Source organism: Nocardiopsis protaetiae, from assembly GCF_045446735.1.
GTDB classification, from domain to species: Bacteria; Actinomycetota; Actinomycetes; order Streptosporangiales; family Streptosporangiaceae; genus Nocardiopsis; species Nocardiopsis protaetiae.
This window is the reverse complement of sequence record NZ_JBJJBV010000062.1, coordinates 1-14421: the sequence shown is the minus strand read 5'-3', so window position 1 is coordinate 14421 and position 14421 is coordinate 1. Positions and strand designations below refer to the sequence as shown.

Below are 14421 nucleotides of genomic sequence, written 5' to 3'. Positions count from 1 at the left end.
CCGGGCGGGGCTGAGCGGGCCGGGCGGGGCTGAGCGGGGCGGGTCAGGCGGAGGTGAGCGACAGTTTCACCGCGAAGCCCAGGAACAGGGCGCCCGCCGCCGAGGTCGCCCCGGCCGAGAGCCGGCGGCGGCGCCGGAAGGCGGCGGCCAGGCGGGTGCCGCTGAAGATCAGCGCCGACAGGTAGAGGAAGCTCGCCAGTTGGAGCAGCAGGCCCAGGACGAGGAAGGACACCGCGGGGTAGGCGTAGGCGGGGTCCACGAACTGGACGAAGAAGGAGAGCATGAAGATGATCGCCTTCGGGTTGAACAGCGACACCACCAGGGCCCGCCGGTAGGGGCGCTCGGCGGCGGCGACGCCGGGTACGTCCGCGGCGTCGGCGGCCTGCTGCTCCAGGCTGCGTCGGTGGCGGGTGGTCCACATGGTGTAGGCCGAGCGCAGCATCCCGACCGCCATCCAGACGAGGTAGGCGGCGCCCGCGAACTTCACGGCCGCGAACACGAGCGGGTTGGTCTGGAGCAGGGTGGCGGCCCCGGCCGCGGCGAGCAGCATGAGCACGGCGTCGCCGGTGAAGACCCCGGCGGCGGCCGTGTACCCGGCGCGGGTCCCGCTGCGCGCGGCGACGGAGATCACGTACAGCGAGTTGGGGCCGGGCAGGAGGATGATGAGGACGAGGCCTGCCAGGTAGGTGGGCAGGTCGGTGATGCCGAGCATGGAGTCAGTCTGTCATCCCACCTTTCCGGGTGGGAGGCCCGGTGCCCCGTGAGACCGCTCACCCGCGCCGCGGGTCGGGTCGGGTGTCGAGGCCGGGACCGGGCCCGGGGTCGGCGGCGAAGCGGCGGGCCAGCAGGTGGAAGGCCTCCTTGGGCTCCCAGTGGCCGTCGTCGGGGGACAGGCCCGACTCCAGGGAGGGCGGGCGCACGATCCCGAAGGACGCCTTGTCCTGGTCGCGTTCGGGGTCCTCGGAGTAGCGGCAGTCGCCCTCGATGAACATGCACACGAACGCGCCGTGCACCTCCTCGGTCTCGAACACGTCCAGCAGCTCCCCGAGGGTGTCGGCCTGCACCTTCTCGCTGCGCGGGTACCCGGGCCGGACCCTGCGGTCGTCCAGGTCGCGCCAGTCGAGGATGTCGGCGCCCGAGCCGCCCGCCTCGCGGGCGCCCTCGTAGGCGCAGCAGCCGAACTCGGTGACCAGCACCGGCTTGCCCCAGCGGCGCAGTGCCCGCAGTCCGCCCCGGTAGGCGCCCAGGTCCATGCCGTCGAGGTAGTGGTCCACGCCCACCAGGTCGAACGGGGTCCAGTCGACGCTCTCCCAGCTGCCGGAGCCGTAGGTGAGGGGGCCGCCGAACCCGGCCCGGGCGGTGGCGGCGAGGCGCCGCAGCAGCCGGTTCAGTTTCCAGTTGAAGAGGGGGAACAGCGGGAACAGCCACACCAGCAGGGCGGTGCGCACCCCGAACGTGCCACCCGGGATGATGCCGCGGGCGAAGAGGGTGAGCTCGCAGCCGACGTTGAGCCCCACCCGGTCCGGGTGGTCGGCGCGCAGGCGTTCGCAGAACGCGGCGGTGCGCTCCAGGCGCTCGGCGATCTCGTCCTGCGTCCCGTCCACCAGGCGCGGCTGCACCCACACGAACAGGCCGCGGTCCAGCGCCAGGCGGGCCGCCTCCTCCAGCCGGTCCAGGTCGTGGCCGAACACGGTGACGGCCGTGCAGTGCAGGTCCCCGGCGATGACCCGCATCTCCTCGGAGACCACGTCGGGCCGCCACCGCTCCCGCGAGTGCTGGCCCGGCAGGTAGGAGGAGCCCACGTCGTACAGCACGCCCTTCTGCCCCAGCGGGCGGCGCTGCGGCGCCCCTCCGGCCGCCGCGGACGCCGACCGGGCCGGGGCGGTCAGGTGAACGGCCGCCAGGGCGGCCAGACCGGAGACGGCCGACAGCGCCACGACCCATCCGGGGGACAGGCCGGTGACCCCGACCCCGGTCAGGACCAGCCCGGCGCGCACCCCCAGCCCGGTCCACAGCCCGCCCGAGCGCAGCCGCAGGTACCCCAGCAGGAAACCGAAGGCGAAACCCGTGGCGAGCGCGTTCGGGTCCCCCTGCGCCAGCGCGGTGGCCGGGGCGAACAACGCGGCCTGTGCCATCGCCGCTCCCAGCCCCCGCCAGCGCGCGCCCAGGGCGTGCTGGACGTAGCCCCGGAACACCGCCTCCTCGGGCAGCACCACCGCGACCAGCACCAGCGCCGCCGCACCCCAGGCCGCGGCGGGCGGTACGGCCGGGCTCCAGGCCCCCTGGGCCAGGGCCGCGCCCAGCACCGGGGCCGCTCCGACCAGCGCGGCGGCCAGCCCCGTCCCGGCGCCGAGCAGCGCGGCCCGGGTGCCGCCGGTCAGGCCCAGGGCGGCGAACGGGGTGGCGGTGGCGCGTAGCGCCGCCCACAGCAGCAGCGCCGTGGCCGGCGGGATCGCGAGCGGGGGAGCGAAGGCGGCGGCCAGGGCGAACCCCGCGGCCGCGGCCACCGCCCCGGCCAGGGCCCGGCGCGGGGACGGAGGGGATGGGTCGGTCATCGGGCGCCTCCCGGCTATACTCCGTACAACGTTCGGAGTTTCAATGTACGTGCAAAGCGGCGGGAGGCGCCAGTGGTGGACCAGGACGATCCGCGGCCGATCCTGGACCTGTTGTGGAACGGCATCGACCCGCCCCGGCGCGGCCCCCGCCACCGGCTCACCGTCGAGGCCGTGGTCGAAGCCGCCACCGCGGTCGCCGAGGAGGAGGGTCTGGCCGCCCTGTCCATGCGCCGGGTCGCCGCCGCCCTGGGCGTGGGCGCCGCCACCCTCTACACCTACATCCCCGACAAGGCCGCGCTGCTGGCCCTGATGGTGGACACGATGATCGCCCAGGCGCCCCGGCCGCACACCCTGCCCGGGACCTGGCGGGACAAGGTGGCCGCCTGGGCCCGCGCCGACCTGGGCGGCTACCGCGCCCACCCCTGGCTGGTCGACCTCATGGGGACCGAGCGCCCCGTCGGCCCGGGCGCGCTGGCCTGGACCGACTCGGCGCTGCGGGTGTTCGAGGGCACCGGCCTGACCGACCGCGAGGTGCTGGCGGTGATCGAGGGCGTGGACGGCTACGTGCGCGGCCACGCCGCCCGGGCGGTGGACGCCGACCGCACCGCCCGCCGCACCGCCCCCGACGGGCGGGCCTGGTCGCAGGCCCAGCTGGAGTACCTGTCCGGCCGCGTGACCCCCGGCCGCTTCTCGGCCGTCGAGCGCCTCACCGAGCCGGGACCCGGGGTGGAGGAGGTCTTCGAGGAGGGCCTGTCCTGGCTGCTGGACGGCGTCGAACGCCGCATCGCAGCCCGCGCCGCCGGCTGAGGGGGCGGGCGGGGGTCAGCGGCGGGAGGCTCGGCGGCGTTCGGCGCGGTGGGCCTCCAGCAAGCCCGGGGCCAGTAGGTGGCCCAGCCCCGCACGGTCCAGGCGGGCTACGAGCGCGGCCTCGGTCAGGCCCAGGCCCTCGGCGGCCGCGCCCAGCCGCCACCGCGCGGTGCGCAGTGCGGCGAGCAGGCGGGCCTGCCGGGTCTGGGCGGCCGACAGCCGCAGCGTCTTGAGGTAGGCGGTGCGCCCGTCGGCGTCGGCGACCACCTCGCCCACGTGCAGGTCCTGCCCGCGGGTCGGCTCCGGGGCCAGCCATCCGGTGCGGAACCGGGGCCGCCGTCCCGCGCCGTCGGGGTCGCGGTCGTACCCGCCGAAGTCGACCCCGCCCCCGGCCCGGTACAGCGCGCCGGTCAGCGACGACAGCATCAGCCCGTCGTGGCCGCGGCGGGTCTCCTCCCGGCTGCGCGCCACCTCCCGGCGCAGGTCCGCCAGGGAGCGCACCCGCGACTCCCGCAGCGGCGTGTACAGCGGGGCGACCGTCGGCCGCAGCAGCCCGTACAGGTAGAGCGCCTCGCCGAACAGGTCCAGCAGCATGCTCGCGTGCAGCGCACGGTAGTCGTCCGGGTGCGGGTACAGGTGCACCGACGCCAGCACGTCGGCCACGTACACCGCCACCCCGCACTGGCCGGGGTGGATCTCGAACACCCGCAGCGCCTCGGCCAGCCCTCTGATCTCCTCGCCGGGGCGGGCGTCCGACACGGGGGAGGGCGGCCCGTGGCGGAGCAGGTTCCGCGACCACTCCGCCCAGGCGATCTCGGGGCCGCCGGAGAACAGCGACAGCAGCCCGTCCACGGCCAGGCGCATCGGCAGGAACCGGCCCCGACCCCGGTCGGCCGCACGCACCCGGTGGCCGCGCAGGTCCAGGTGCATGCGCCGGGGTGCCGAGGAGCGCCCGGGCGGGAGGACCCGGGTCCCGTAGGAGGCGCTGGGTACGGCGTCGCCCTCCCAGGTCAGCACATAGGCGTGCGGGACGTAGCAGTACATCTCGGCGTGCTCGTACTCCCGGGCCAGGGCCCGGTTGTCGCGCAGGTCCCCGGCGGCCACCGGGTGCAGCCGCAGCCCCGGCACCGGCTCGCTGCGCAGCAGCGGCACCAGGCGCACGGCACCCCACTGCTGGGCGGTGCCGGTGGTCACCCCGGCCAGGTCGAGTGCGTCGTTCACGCGTCCCCCTCGGCGGCCAGCAGGGTGTCGGCGGTGGCCAGCAGGTGCGCGCGCAGCTCGGCCAGCCCCAGCCGCCCTTCCCCGAACCGGGCCAGCTCCACCAGCGAGGGCAGCACCGCCGGGTCGTGCAGCCCGATGGTGGGCACCGCCGGGGACAGCCGGAACGGGGCCAGGGTGCCCGCGTCCAGCACCGGGGCCAGGTGCACCACCGCCACCGACCGCTCCGGGTCCACGCGCCGCCGCCACAGCAGCAGGGCGTCCGAAAGCAGCGGCGGGGTGTCGTCGTAACCGTCGGACACCACGACCACCCGGGCGGGCCCGGTGTCCAGGGCGTCCAGGATCGCCTCGGTGAGCCGGGTGGGGCCCGCCGGGCGGGCGGTGAGCGCGTCGGTGCGCCCCGACAGCCAGTGCGAGGAGCCGTCCGGGGACAGCACCCGCAGCAGGTGGTGGCAGGCCAGGGCCAGCGCCAGCGGGCGGTTGCGGCGCACCGGGGACCCGATCGAGGAGTAGCTGTCGTCCAGGACGGCGGCGGTGCGCGGCCAGGTCCCGGCCAGCGGGCCGGCGGTGCGCCGGGCGGCCCGCTCCAGCGCCGCCTCCAGCTCGGCGCGCCGCTCGCGGCGTTCGGCCACCGGCAGGCCCAGCACGTACACGCACAGGCGCAGCAGCGGGGCCGAGCCGAGGTCGGACAGCGGGGCGTCCAGGCCGAGCCGGCGCGCGCCGCGGTCCAGGCGCAGCCGCTCGGTGACGGTGGTGCGCCCGGCGATGCCCTCCAGGAACACGGCGCGCGGCACCCGGTGGTGGGCGGCGAACCCCTCGGCGACGGTGAACGGCAGGCCGTACAGGTCCCGGGCCGCGTAGTGGGCGCGGCGGTGGGCCTCCAGCAGGGGCGCGGAGTAGGGGCGGGCGCGCCGGGCGGCCGGGCCGGAGAACAGGAACCGGGCCACCTCGCCCGGCAGCGGCACCCGCGCGTGCCGGGCGGTGGCGCGCAGCCCCTCACGGTACTTGAGGGCGTCCAGCTCCAGCGGTCGGCGGGCGGTCCAGGCGCGCATGACCGCGCGGGTGCGGCGGTTGTTGACGCGTTCGGCGGCCAGGCGCCGGAACAGGCGGTACACGCGCTGCGGCGGCATCCGCGCCAGCCGGCGGCCGATCAGCCCGTTCTCCCGGGCGCGGACGGCCGGGTCGGCCCCCGGGCGCGGGCGGGACAGCAGCGTGTGCACGATCCGGGCGGCGTTGTGGTCGTTGACGTGCAGGGCGAGCATCAGCCCGTACAGGTCGGGCAGGGTGCCGTGTACGTAGTCGTGCAGGAAGTCCAGGGACGGGCGCTGCTCCTCGACACCGGTGTGGAACTCGCGCTGCCCGGTGGAGGAGATCGCCGCGGAGGCGAACAGCAGCAGGTCCTCGCAGGCCAGCAGGTCGGTGTAGGTGTCGGTCATCGCCGCGTCCGTCGTGGGGTGGGTGGGGCGGGCCGGGGAGTGCCGGCGCGACCGGCGTGAATGATGCTTACAAGGCGGTTCTCGGAAGTCGCGACCCGAGTCCCACGGCCCGCCCGTCGAACCTAGCAGGACGGGCGAGCGGCGCGGAACCGCTTTTCCCGCCGCCCCGGGCCCGAATCCCGGACCGCCGCCACCGGCGGTGTTCGAGCGCGAATTGCCATTATCCGGGCGGCATGATTCGTGAATTTACTTTTCGGGAAACCATATGGGCGGGAAAGATTAATTTACCTCGCACTGTTTTATTTTGCCGCCCCGCGTCCCCCGCCCCATTTTTGTGCGATGAGACTGGAAGAGGAGGCGGATACCGTCCGTATGGAAGGACAGACCCCATGGCCCAGAACACCAAGGGCGAGAACACGGCACCGGGACGGCGCCGGGCCAAGAACAGGACCGTCGCGCTGCGCATCAAGAGCGCCCGGGAGCAGTTCGAGGAATTGACCGGCGCCGTCGTGGAGTCCGTGTCCGGGGTGGACCGGGAGGACGGGGAGTGGGTGGTGACCGTGGAAACGGTCGAGCTGCGGCGCGTCCCGGACACGGTGAGCCTGCTGGCGACCTACCGCCTCGAACTCGACTCCGACGGGGCCCTCACGGGTTACCGGAGGGAGAAGCGCTACGTCCGCGGACGCGCGGACGACCACCACTGACCCCTCGACCACCGCGAAGAAGGTCGCACCCATGACCGTCATGCACTCTCCCACCAGCGCCGCCCGCCCGGCCGGGCTGTACGACGTCCTCGACCTCATCCTCGACAAGGGGCTGGTGATCGACGTCTTCATCCGGGTCAGCGTCGTGGGCATCGAACTCATCACCATCGACATCCGGATCGTCGTGGCCAGCGTGGACACCTACCTCCGCTTCGCCGAGGCCTGCAACCGCCTCGACCTCTCCGACAGCGGAGGGGTGGGCCTGCCCGACCTCCTGGGCGGGACCATGGAGAAGGGCGCCGAGGGTAAGTCCAAGGGCCTGGTGCGCGGGGTCACCGAGGCCGTCACCGAACCCTTCAAGAGCGACGACTCCGACGACTCCGAGAAGAAGGAGGAGAAGAAGGAGCGCACCCCGTCGAGGTCCCGGCGCCGCTCGGCCGACAAGGAGTCCGAGTGAACACGGGCCTGTACGTCTACGGCATCCTCCGGGACCCCTCCTTCCCGGAGGAGTTCGCGTTCCCGGGGGTGGGCGACCCGCCGGGCCGGGTCACCCCGGTCCGCGCCGCGGGCCTGGCCGCCGCCGTCAGCCCCGCGCCCGAGGACCTGCGCCCCCGGCGCCGCGACCTGGTCGCGCACCAGAGCGTCCTGGAGGCCCTGGCCGAACCGGGGCCGGTCCTGCCGCTGCGCTTCGGCGTCGTGGCGCAGGGCCGGGAGGCCCTGGCGGAGGAGCTGGAGCGTTCGCGCGAACGGTACGAGGCCCTGCTCGCGGAGGTCGAGGGCCGGGCCGAGGTGAACGTCAAGGCCTACCACGACGAGGACCGGGCGCTGCGGGCCGTCCTGGAGGGCGACGAACGGCTCCGCGAGGCCAACCGGAGGCTGCGCGAGGCGGGCGGCGGCACGGTCTCCGAGCGCATGGCGTTCGGCGAGGAGGTGGCGCACGCCGTCGCGGCGCTGGCCGCCGCCGACGCCGACACGATCGTGCGGGCCCTGTCCGAGGTGACCGACCGGCTGGTCCTGGGCACCTCGGCGGCGGCGGGCGGATGCCTGGCCAACGTGTCGCTCCTGGTCGACCGGGCCGGAGCCGAGCGGGTCGAACAGGCGGCGCGGCGGCTCGACCGGGACCTGGCGCACGTCCGCCTCGACGTCCACGGGCCGCTGCCCCCGTACAGCTTCGTGGCCGGGCCGGGCGGCGCGGACCTCGCGGCCGAGAACCCGGTGTGAAGGGAACGGATGCGTCCATGGGCCTTTTGCGAATGATCTTGACATCACCGACCGCGCCGATCCGCTTTGTCGGCTGGACCGCGGAACAGGTCCTCGAAGCGGCGGAAAGGGAGTATTACGATCCGGCGGCCGTCCAGGGAATGCTCATGGACGCGTTCCGCCGTTTTGAAGCAGGAGAGATGAGCGAAGAAGAATTCGATGACATCGAAGACCAATTATTGGAGCGCCTGGCCGAGGCCGAGCGTTTCCACGGTCTCCGGTGACGGAGAGGGATCCATGGGGGGAACCGGACAGATACTGGTCGCCGTCGGCGCCGGGTACGTGCTCGGGCGGCGGCGGAAGTTCAAGGTCGCCGTCGCGCTGGCCATGTACATCGCGATGAAGAAGCTGAAGATCGACCCGCGCAAGCTGGCCCGGGAGGTCAGGGACGAGATCGCCTCGTCGCCGCTGCTGGAGCAGCTGAAGAAGGAGACCAGGGAACAGGTGGCCGGTGCGGGCAAGGGTGCGGTCGACACCCTGGTGACCGGCTGGGCCGAGCGCCTGGCCGACTCCCTCAACGCGCGCACCGAGAGCCTCGGCGGCGGATCCGGGGAATCCGAGCAGGCGGAGAAGGGCGAGGAGTCCGCGAAGGAGGAGGAGCCCGAGAAGGAGGAGGCCGGGAAGGACGAGGAGCCGGAGGCCGAGAACGGGGAAGGGACCGGCTCCGAGGAGGAAGAGGAGGAACCCGGAGAGGCGGCCGAGGAGAAGCCGCCCGAGAAGCCGAAGCGGCGACGCGCCTCCACCGCCAAGGGCACGAGCGGCGGGACCTCGCGCAAGCCCGCCGCGCGCAAGCGCTCCACCAGGAGCGGATCGAGCGGCGGCCGCACGCGCAAGCCCGCGGCGGAGGAGGGTGGCCAGGATGGCTGAGGACGGTGCGGGCCCGATCGCCCGGTTGCGCGAGATGGCCGACAAGAACCCCGCCACATCCAAGCTCGCGGACGCGGTGCAGGGCTACGCGTCCGCGAAGGCCAAGAACCTCGTGTCGGGCTCGGTGAAGTCGCTGGGCAACGTCGCCGAACGCCTCGTCGGCGGAGGCGGTTCCGATGACGACTCCTCCCTCGGCGCCCGAGCCGCCAAGGGCGCCATCGTCGAGGGCGGCAAGGGACTCAAGGACAAGGCCAAGGGCCTGGTCGGCAAGCTGCCCGGCGTGGGCGGCGGCTCCGGGGGCGGGGGCGGCGGGGGCGGCAAGTGGCCGGTCACCATCGTCGAGGACATCGACGTCGGCGTCCCGGTCCGCGCCGCCTACAACCAGTGGTCCGCCTTCCCCGACTTCGGGCGGTTCGCCAAGGGGGTGATCAGCGTCAACGACGGCGACGACGAGACCTCCTCACGCTGGAACGCGAAGGTCCTCTGGTCCAACCGGAGCTGGGAGGCCACCATCACCGAGCAGATCCAGGACTACCGGATCGCCTGGGAGAGCGAGGGGGAGAAGGGCACCACCAAGGGCGCCGTCACCTTCCACCCGCTGGGCGAGAACCTCACCAAGATCCTGCTGGTGGTCGAGTACCGGCCGGTCGGGCTCTTCGAGCGCACCGGCAACATCTGGAAGGCCCAGGGGCGCCGGCTGCGGCTCGACCTCAAGCACTACCGCCGCCACCTCATGATGATGGCCCAGGAGGAGGCCGGTGAGCTGGAGGGCTGGCGCGGCGAGATCCGCGACGGCGAGGTCGTCGTCTCCCACGACGAGGCGCTGGAGCGCGAACGCGAGGAGGCGGAGGACACCGGGGGCGAGGAGCCCGAGGAGGAACCGGAGGAGGACGAGGAGGAGCCGGAGGAAGACGAAGGGGAGGAGGACGAAGAGGAGGAAGAGGAGCCCGAGGACGAAGAGGAGTACGAGGAGGAGGAAGAAGAGGACGAGGACGACGAGCGCTGATCGGACCCGGGAGGTCCCGTGAGTGAACCCGTTCCCTGGCAGAGGACGCGGGACGGCCGGAACCTGGCCGCACCGTCCTCACCGGCGAGCCTGGCCGACGTTCTGGAACGCGTGCTCGACAAGGGCATCGTCATCGCCGGCGACATCCAGATCAACCTGCTGGACATCGAACTGCTCACCATCAAGCTGCGGCTGCTGGTGGCGTCGGTGGACAAGGCCAAGGAGATGGGCATCGACTGGTGGGAGCACGATCCGGCGCTCTCCTCCAAGGCGCGCGACCGCGACGACGACGAGCTCGCGGAGGAGAACCGGCGGCTGCGGGAGCGGATCGAGCAGTTGGAGGGGCGCGCCGAGGTCGACGCCGGTGACCGCGACGAGAGCGGGGACGGCGGGGACCGGAGCGGGGAGCGGTCGAAGACGGGCGGTGAGGACGCATGAGCGCCGCGGCGGAGATCAGCTACGTCTACGCGGTGACCCGCGCCCCCGGGCCCGCCCCGGACGCCGTCGACGGGGTGCGCGGCGTGGGCGGCGGCCCCGTCCGGACCGTCGGGTCCGGTGACCTCGCCGCCGTGGTCGGCACGGTGCCCGCGGCCGAGTTCGGCGAGGCGGCCCTCAAGGAGCGGTTCGAGGACCTGGGGTGGCTGGAGGAGGTGGCCCGGGCCCACCACACCGTGGTCGAGGCGGTGACCCGGAGCACTGCGGCGGTGCCCCTGCGGCTGGCCACCCTCTACCGCGACGACGAACGGGTGCGCGGGGTCCTGGAACGCGAGCACGGGGTCTTCGACTCCGCGCTGCGCCGCCTCGACGGCCGGGTCGAGTTCGGGGTGAAGGTCTTCGCCGTCCCGCCCCCGCGCACCGAGGACGTGCCGGCCGCACGGGGGCCCGGGGCCGGGCGGGAGTACCTGCGCAGGCGCCGCGAACGGCACCGCCACCGCGACGACGAGTGGCGGCTGGTGGGCGAGCTGTGCGAGCGGATCGACGCCGAACTGCTGGGGCTGTCGCGCGACCGCCGCTCGCACCGCCCCCAGCCCGCGGCGCTGTCCCGGGCCGAGGGCGAGAACGTCATGAACGCGGCCTACCTCGTCGACGCGCGGGACGCGGCGTCGTTCCTGGGGGCCGTGGGGCGGTTGCGGGAACGGGCTCCGGAGCAGGCCCGGGTCGAGGTGTCGGGGCCGTGGGCGCCCTACTCCTTCGCCTCGCTGGAGGGGGGCGGTGAGGGGCCGTGAACGGATCGGGAGGGGACAGAGGTCCGGACCGGGCCGTGGTCGTGCGCTCGGAGGAGTCCGAGCCCTGGCTCGACCGGGAGATATCGCTGGTGGACCTGCTCGACCGGGTCCTGGGCACGGGCGTGGTGATCACCGGCGACCTGACGGTCTCCATCGCCGATGTGGACCTCGTCCGCATCTCGCTGCGCGCCCTGGTCGCCACCGTCGGGGAGGACGTCCCCTCGCCCTGGGAGCACGGGCACCCCCTGCGCCCGGTGACGGGGGCCGATCGGGGACGGATGTCGGAGGGACGGTCATGACGGAGCACACGCGGGACGGACGGGACGCGGCCGGGGGCCGGGACGGGGAGGCCCCGGAGTTCCTCGGCGGGCTGCGCCGGACCCTGGATTCCGCGGGTACCGGAACGGGGGCCGGGACCGGGAGGCGGCGGGGCGCGGGACCGCCGGAGCGGCGGATCTCCGCGGACCCCGATACGGTGGAACGCGACCTGATCAAGCTGGTCCTCACCGTGGTGGAACTGGTGCGCCAGCTCATGGAGCGCCAGGCCCTGCGCCGGATGGACCAGGGGGACCTGAGCGAGGAGCAGGAGGAGCGCGTCGGCATGACGCTGATGCTCCTGGAGGAGCGCATGACGGAACTGCGCGAGCGCTACGGGCTGACCGCCGCCGACCTCAACCTCGACCTGGGGCCGCTGGGCTCCCTGCTGCCCCGGGAGTGACCGGGACCTCCCCGCCCGGCCGGTCTTCGCGGAACCCTTCCCGCCTCCCGGGGCGATAACGTCGTCGATGTCCGAATGCCGCCCTGGGAGGGAGCGCCGCGTGCCCCTGCGCCCGCTCGTCCGCTCGGTGCTGGTGCTCGCCCTGGCCGCCCTGGCGGTGGCCGTCCCCGGCGCGGCGGTCCCGCACGACCCCGGGCAGGGGCTCCGCTCCACGGGCTGCGGGCTGGCCGCACCCCAGGAGCCGGGGGAGACGGTGCGGTACACCCTGGTCAGCGGTGGTGTGGAGCGCGGCTACCTGCTCCACCTGCCCGCGGGGTACGGTCCCGGCCGGGCCTGGCCGGTGCTGCTGGCCTACCACGGGCGCGGCGGCAGCGGCGAGGGCATGGCGGAGTACTCGGGGCTGACCGGGCTGCCCGCCGTGGTGGTGCTGCCCGACGCGCTGATCGGCGAGGACGACCGCTCGGCCTGGCAGGGCGCCCCCTACTCCCCGCCCGGGGTCGACGACGTCGCCTTCACCCACGCGCTGCTGGACACGGTGGAGTCGCGGCTGTGCGTGGACCGCGGCCGGGTGTACGCCGCGGGCATGTCCAACGGGGGCGGGTTCACGGCGGTGCTGGCCTGCGCGGCGCCGGGGCGGATCGCCGCGATCGCGCCGGTGGCGGGCGCGTTCTACCCGCACGGCCTGGAGTGCGACACCTCCCGGGCGGTCCCGGTGGTCTCCTTCCACGGCACCGACGACGGCACCATCCCCTACACCGGCGACCCGGAGCGGCGGCTGCCCGACCTCACCGGCTGGCACGCCGACCGGGCCGCGGCCAACGGCTGCCGGCGGGGGCCGGAGGCGGAGCGGCTGGGCCCGGACGTCACCGCGCTGGAGTGGACGGGCTGCGCCGGGGGAGCGGACGTGCGGCACCTGATCGTGGCCGGGGGCGGGCACACCTGGCCGGGGGCGGCCCCCTCCAGCGGTTCCGGGCACACCACCGACACCGTGGCGGCGTACCGGGAGCTGTGGCGGTTCACGGCCCGGTACCGCCTGCCGCCGGGCTGATCCCCGAGCCGGACCCGCCCCACCTGCGGGGTTGACGCGGTGGAAACGCGCGTGTGACTTGACGCACTCACCGACTAAGTGATTTAGTCACTTTATGAGTAGATCCGAGCCCTCCCTCTCCGAGCGCCTGGCCGACGACATCGTCGAGATCATCCGCGAACAGCACCTGCGCCCCGGAGACCTCCTGGCGTCCTCCCGCGAACTCGCCCAGCGCTTCGAGGTCACCACCCCCACCGTCCGCGAGGCCCTGCGCCGACTGGAGGCCACCGGGGTCGTCGAGTTCCGGCACGGATCGGGCACCTACGTGGGCCCCGGCTTCGCCCGCACGCTCATGGTCAACCCCCACCTGCCCCGCGGGGCAGGCGACTCCGTCCTGGAACTGGCCGAGGCCCGCCTGGTCGTCGAACCCGCCATCGCCGCCCGCGCCGCCCTGGCCCGCACCGACGACGACCTCGCCCAGCTGGGGCAGTCCGCGCAGAACGCCCTGCACCCGCCCCGGTTCGGCCCCGGCAGCGCCGTCCACTTCCACATCGCCCTGGCCGCCGCCACCGGCAACCCCCTGCTCAAGGAGACCGTCGAGGCCCTGCTGCACGTCCGCGCCCGCGAACAGGTCGAGATCCGCCACCGCTACCACGACCGCGAGCGCGACCACGCCGAGCACCTGCTCATCCTGGAGGCCGTCCGGGACGGGGACGCCGACGCCGCCGAGCGCCTCACCCGCGACCACCTGAGCGCCATCCGCGACGCCGTCGCCGGGCAGGCCCGATGAGCGCCCGCCCTGAGCCCTCCGAACCCCGCCTGTACCTGGCCGAGATGACCACCGTCGAGGCCGAGCGCGCCGTCACCGACAGCCCGCTGGTCCTGCTCCCCGCCGGCGCCTTCGAACAGCACGGCCCCGGCCTGCCACTGGCCACCGACCTGGTCCGCGCCGAGCGGGTGGCCGAACGCGTCGCCGCGCGCCTGGGCGGGCGCGCCGTCATCGGCCCCGCCCTGCCGGTCGGCGTCTCACCCCACCACCTGGCCTTCGCCGGGACGCTCAGCCTGGGCGTCGACACCTTCCGCACCGTGGTCCACGAGTACGTCGAGGGCCTGTACCGGCACGGCTGGCGCAAGGTCCTGGTCGTGACCGGGCACGGCGGCAACAACGCCGCCCTCACCACCGTCGCCCAGGACCTGCTGGCCCGCCGCCCGGACCTGGAGTTCGCCTGGACCCCGCTCACCGCGCTGGCCGCCGACGCCGTGGCCGCGATGGACGTGCGGGAGGTCAGCGGGCACAGCGGCGAGGCCGAGACCGCCCAGATGCTCCACCTGGCCCCCGGGCTGGTCCGCACCGGGCTGCTGGAGGCGGGCACCACCGCCCTGGCCGAGCTCGACGACCTGTCCCGCCTGGCCCGGCGGCGCGGACACCCCACCCTCCAGGTCCGCTACGACCGACTCAGCGCGAACGGGGTCCTGGGCGACCCCGCGCGCGCCACCGACGCCGACGGCGCGGCCATCGTCGCCGCGATCGTCGACCGCATCACCGAGTTCGCCGAGGAGTGGCTCAAGGCCTAGCCGCCCCGGCCCTCCCGCCCCG

The 14421-nt window shown here is 74.4% G+C and carries 18 protein-coding genes; 14 read left to right on the top strand and 4 right to left on the bottom strand.

Translation table 11 applies throughout. The features are described from left to right. Positions 1-43: 43 nt before the first annotated feature. Positions 44-712 (bottom strand): leucine efflux protein LeuE, encoded by a 669-nt coding sequence (gene leuE / locus ACJOT3_RS12300; protein WP_406972055.1) that lies wholly within the window; start codon positions 710-712, stop codon positions 44-46. Between the two features lie 58 nt (positions 713-770). Beyond that, positions 771-2555, bottom strand: coding sequence for a CPBP family glutamic-type intramembrane protease (locus ACJOT3_RS12295; RefSeq protein ID WP_406972053.1), 1785 nt, complete (start codon positions 2553-2555; stop codon positions 771-773). 75 nt (positions 2556-2630) lie between these two features. Between ACJOT3_RS12295 and ACJOT3_RS12290 the strand changes: the two genes are divergently transcribed. Next, positions 2631-3362, top strand: coding sequence for a TetR/AcrR family transcriptional regulator C-terminal domain-containing protein (locus ACJOT3_RS12290; protein WP_406972051.1), 732 nt, complete (start codon positions 2631-2633; stop codon positions 3360-3362). Between the two features lie 15 nt (positions 3363-3377). Here the strand turns inward: ACJOT3_RS12290 and ACJOT3_RS12285 are convergent, their stop codons facing one another. Further along, positions 3378-4583 carry an ARPP-2 domain-containing protein gene (locus ACJOT3_RS12285; protein WP_406972049.1) on the bottom strand — a complete coding sequence of 402 codons (1206 nt, stop codon included), beginning with the start codon at positions 4581-4583 and terminating at the stop codon, positions 3378-3380. After that, entirely contained in the window at positions 4580-6016 is a 1437-nt protein-coding gene (locus ACJOT3_RS12280) for a hypothetical protein (RefSeq protein WP_406972047.1), read from the bottom strand. Before ACJOT3_RS12280 ends, ACJOT3_RS12285 begins: the two co-directional genes overlap by 4 nt. A 389-nt stretch (positions 6017-6405) precedes the next feature. Here ACJOT3_RS12280 and ACJOT3_RS12275 point away from each other — a divergent pair, with 389 nt between their 5' ends. From ACJOT3_RS12275 to ACJOT3_RS12215, 13 genes are all read left to right on the top strand, one after another. Further along, complete coding sequence (locus tag ACJOT3_RS12275) at positions 6406-6720, top strand: gas vesicle protein GvpO (RefSeq protein ID WP_406972045.1); 315 nt, start codon at positions 6406-6408, stop codon at positions 6718-6720. 31 nt (positions 6721-6751) lie between these two features. After that, positions 6752-7177, top strand: coding sequence for a gas vesicle protein GvpJ (gvpJ, locus tag ACJOT3_RS12270; RefSeq protein WP_431652337.1), 426 nt, complete (start codon positions 6752-6754; stop codon positions 7175-7177). Then, the gene (locus ACJOT3_RS12265) at positions 7174-7941 is read left to right on the top strand and encodes a GvpL/GvpF family gas vesicle protein (RefSeq protein ID WP_406972043.1); all 768 of its coding nucleotides are present in this window, start codon (positions 7174-7176) and stop codon (positions 7939-7941) included. The genes gvpJ and ACJOT3_RS12265 overlap by 4 nt, the downstream gene beginning before the upstream one ends. Continuing rightward, a complete protein-coding gene (locus ACJOT3_RS12260) occupies positions 7938-8204 on the top strand; it encodes a gas vesicle protein GvpG (RefSeq protein ID WP_406972041.1) in 267 nt (88 codons plus the stop codon). Before ACJOT3_RS12265 ends, ACJOT3_RS12260 begins: the two co-directional genes overlap by 4 nt. Positions 8205-8217: 13 nt before the next feature. Further along, positions 8218-8847, top strand: a complete 630-nt coding sequence (locus tag ACJOT3_RS12255) for a hypothetical protein (protein ID WP_406972039.1) — start codon at positions 8218-8220, stop codon at positions 8845-8847. After that, positions 8840-9853 carry an SRPBCC family protein gene (locus ACJOT3_RS12250; RefSeq protein ID WP_406972037.1) on the top strand — a complete coding sequence of 338 codons (1014 nt, stop codon included), beginning with the start codon at positions 8840-8842 and terminating at the stop codon, positions 9851-9853. The genes ACJOT3_RS12255 and ACJOT3_RS12250 overlap by 8 nt, the downstream gene beginning before the upstream one ends. Before the next feature lie 18 nt (positions 9854-9871). Continuing rightward, positions 9872-10291 (top strand): gas vesicle protein, encoded by a 420-nt coding sequence (locus ACJOT3_RS12245; protein ID WP_406972035.1) that lies wholly within the window; start codon positions 9872-9874, stop codon positions 10289-10291. Continuing rightward, positions 10288-11079, top strand: a complete 792-nt coding sequence (locus ACJOT3_RS12240; RefSeq protein ID WP_406972033.1) for a GvpL/GvpF family gas vesicle protein — start codon at positions 10288-10290, stop codon at positions 11077-11079. The genes ACJOT3_RS12245 and ACJOT3_RS12240 overlap by 4 nt, the downstream gene beginning before the upstream one ends. A 35-nt stretch (positions 11080-11114) precedes the next feature. After that, the gene (locus ACJOT3_RS12235) at positions 11115-11378 is read left to right on the top strand and encodes a gas vesicle protein (protein WP_406972031.1); all 264 of its coding nucleotides are present in this window, start codon (positions 11115-11117) and stop codon (positions 11376-11378) included. Beyond that, positions 11375-11797 carry a gas vesicle protein K gene (locus tag ACJOT3_RS12230; RefSeq protein ID WP_406972029.1) on the top strand — a complete coding sequence of 141 codons (423 nt, stop codon included), beginning with the start codon at positions 11375-11377 and terminating at the stop codon, positions 11795-11797. The genes ACJOT3_RS12235 and ACJOT3_RS12230 overlap by 4 nt, the downstream gene beginning before the upstream one ends. 100 nt (positions 11798-11897) lie before the next feature. Continuing rightward, positions 11898-12845, top strand: coding sequence for a CE1 family esterase (locus ACJOT3_RS12225; RefSeq protein ID WP_406972027.1), 948 nt, complete (start codon positions 11898-11900; stop codon positions 12843-12845). A gap of 94 nt (positions 12846-12939) precedes the next feature. Next, positions 12940-13614 (top strand): FadR/GntR family transcriptional regulator, encoded by a 675-nt coding sequence (locus tag ACJOT3_RS12220; RefSeq protein WP_406972025.1) that lies wholly within the window; start codon positions 12940-12942, stop codon positions 13612-13614. Beyond that, entirely contained in the window at positions 13611-14399 is a 789-nt protein-coding gene (locus ACJOT3_RS12215) for a creatininase family protein (protein ID WP_406972023.1), read from the top strand. Before ACJOT3_RS12220 ends, ACJOT3_RS12215 begins: the two co-directional genes overlap by 4 nt. Positions 14400-14421: the final 22 nt, after the last annotated feature.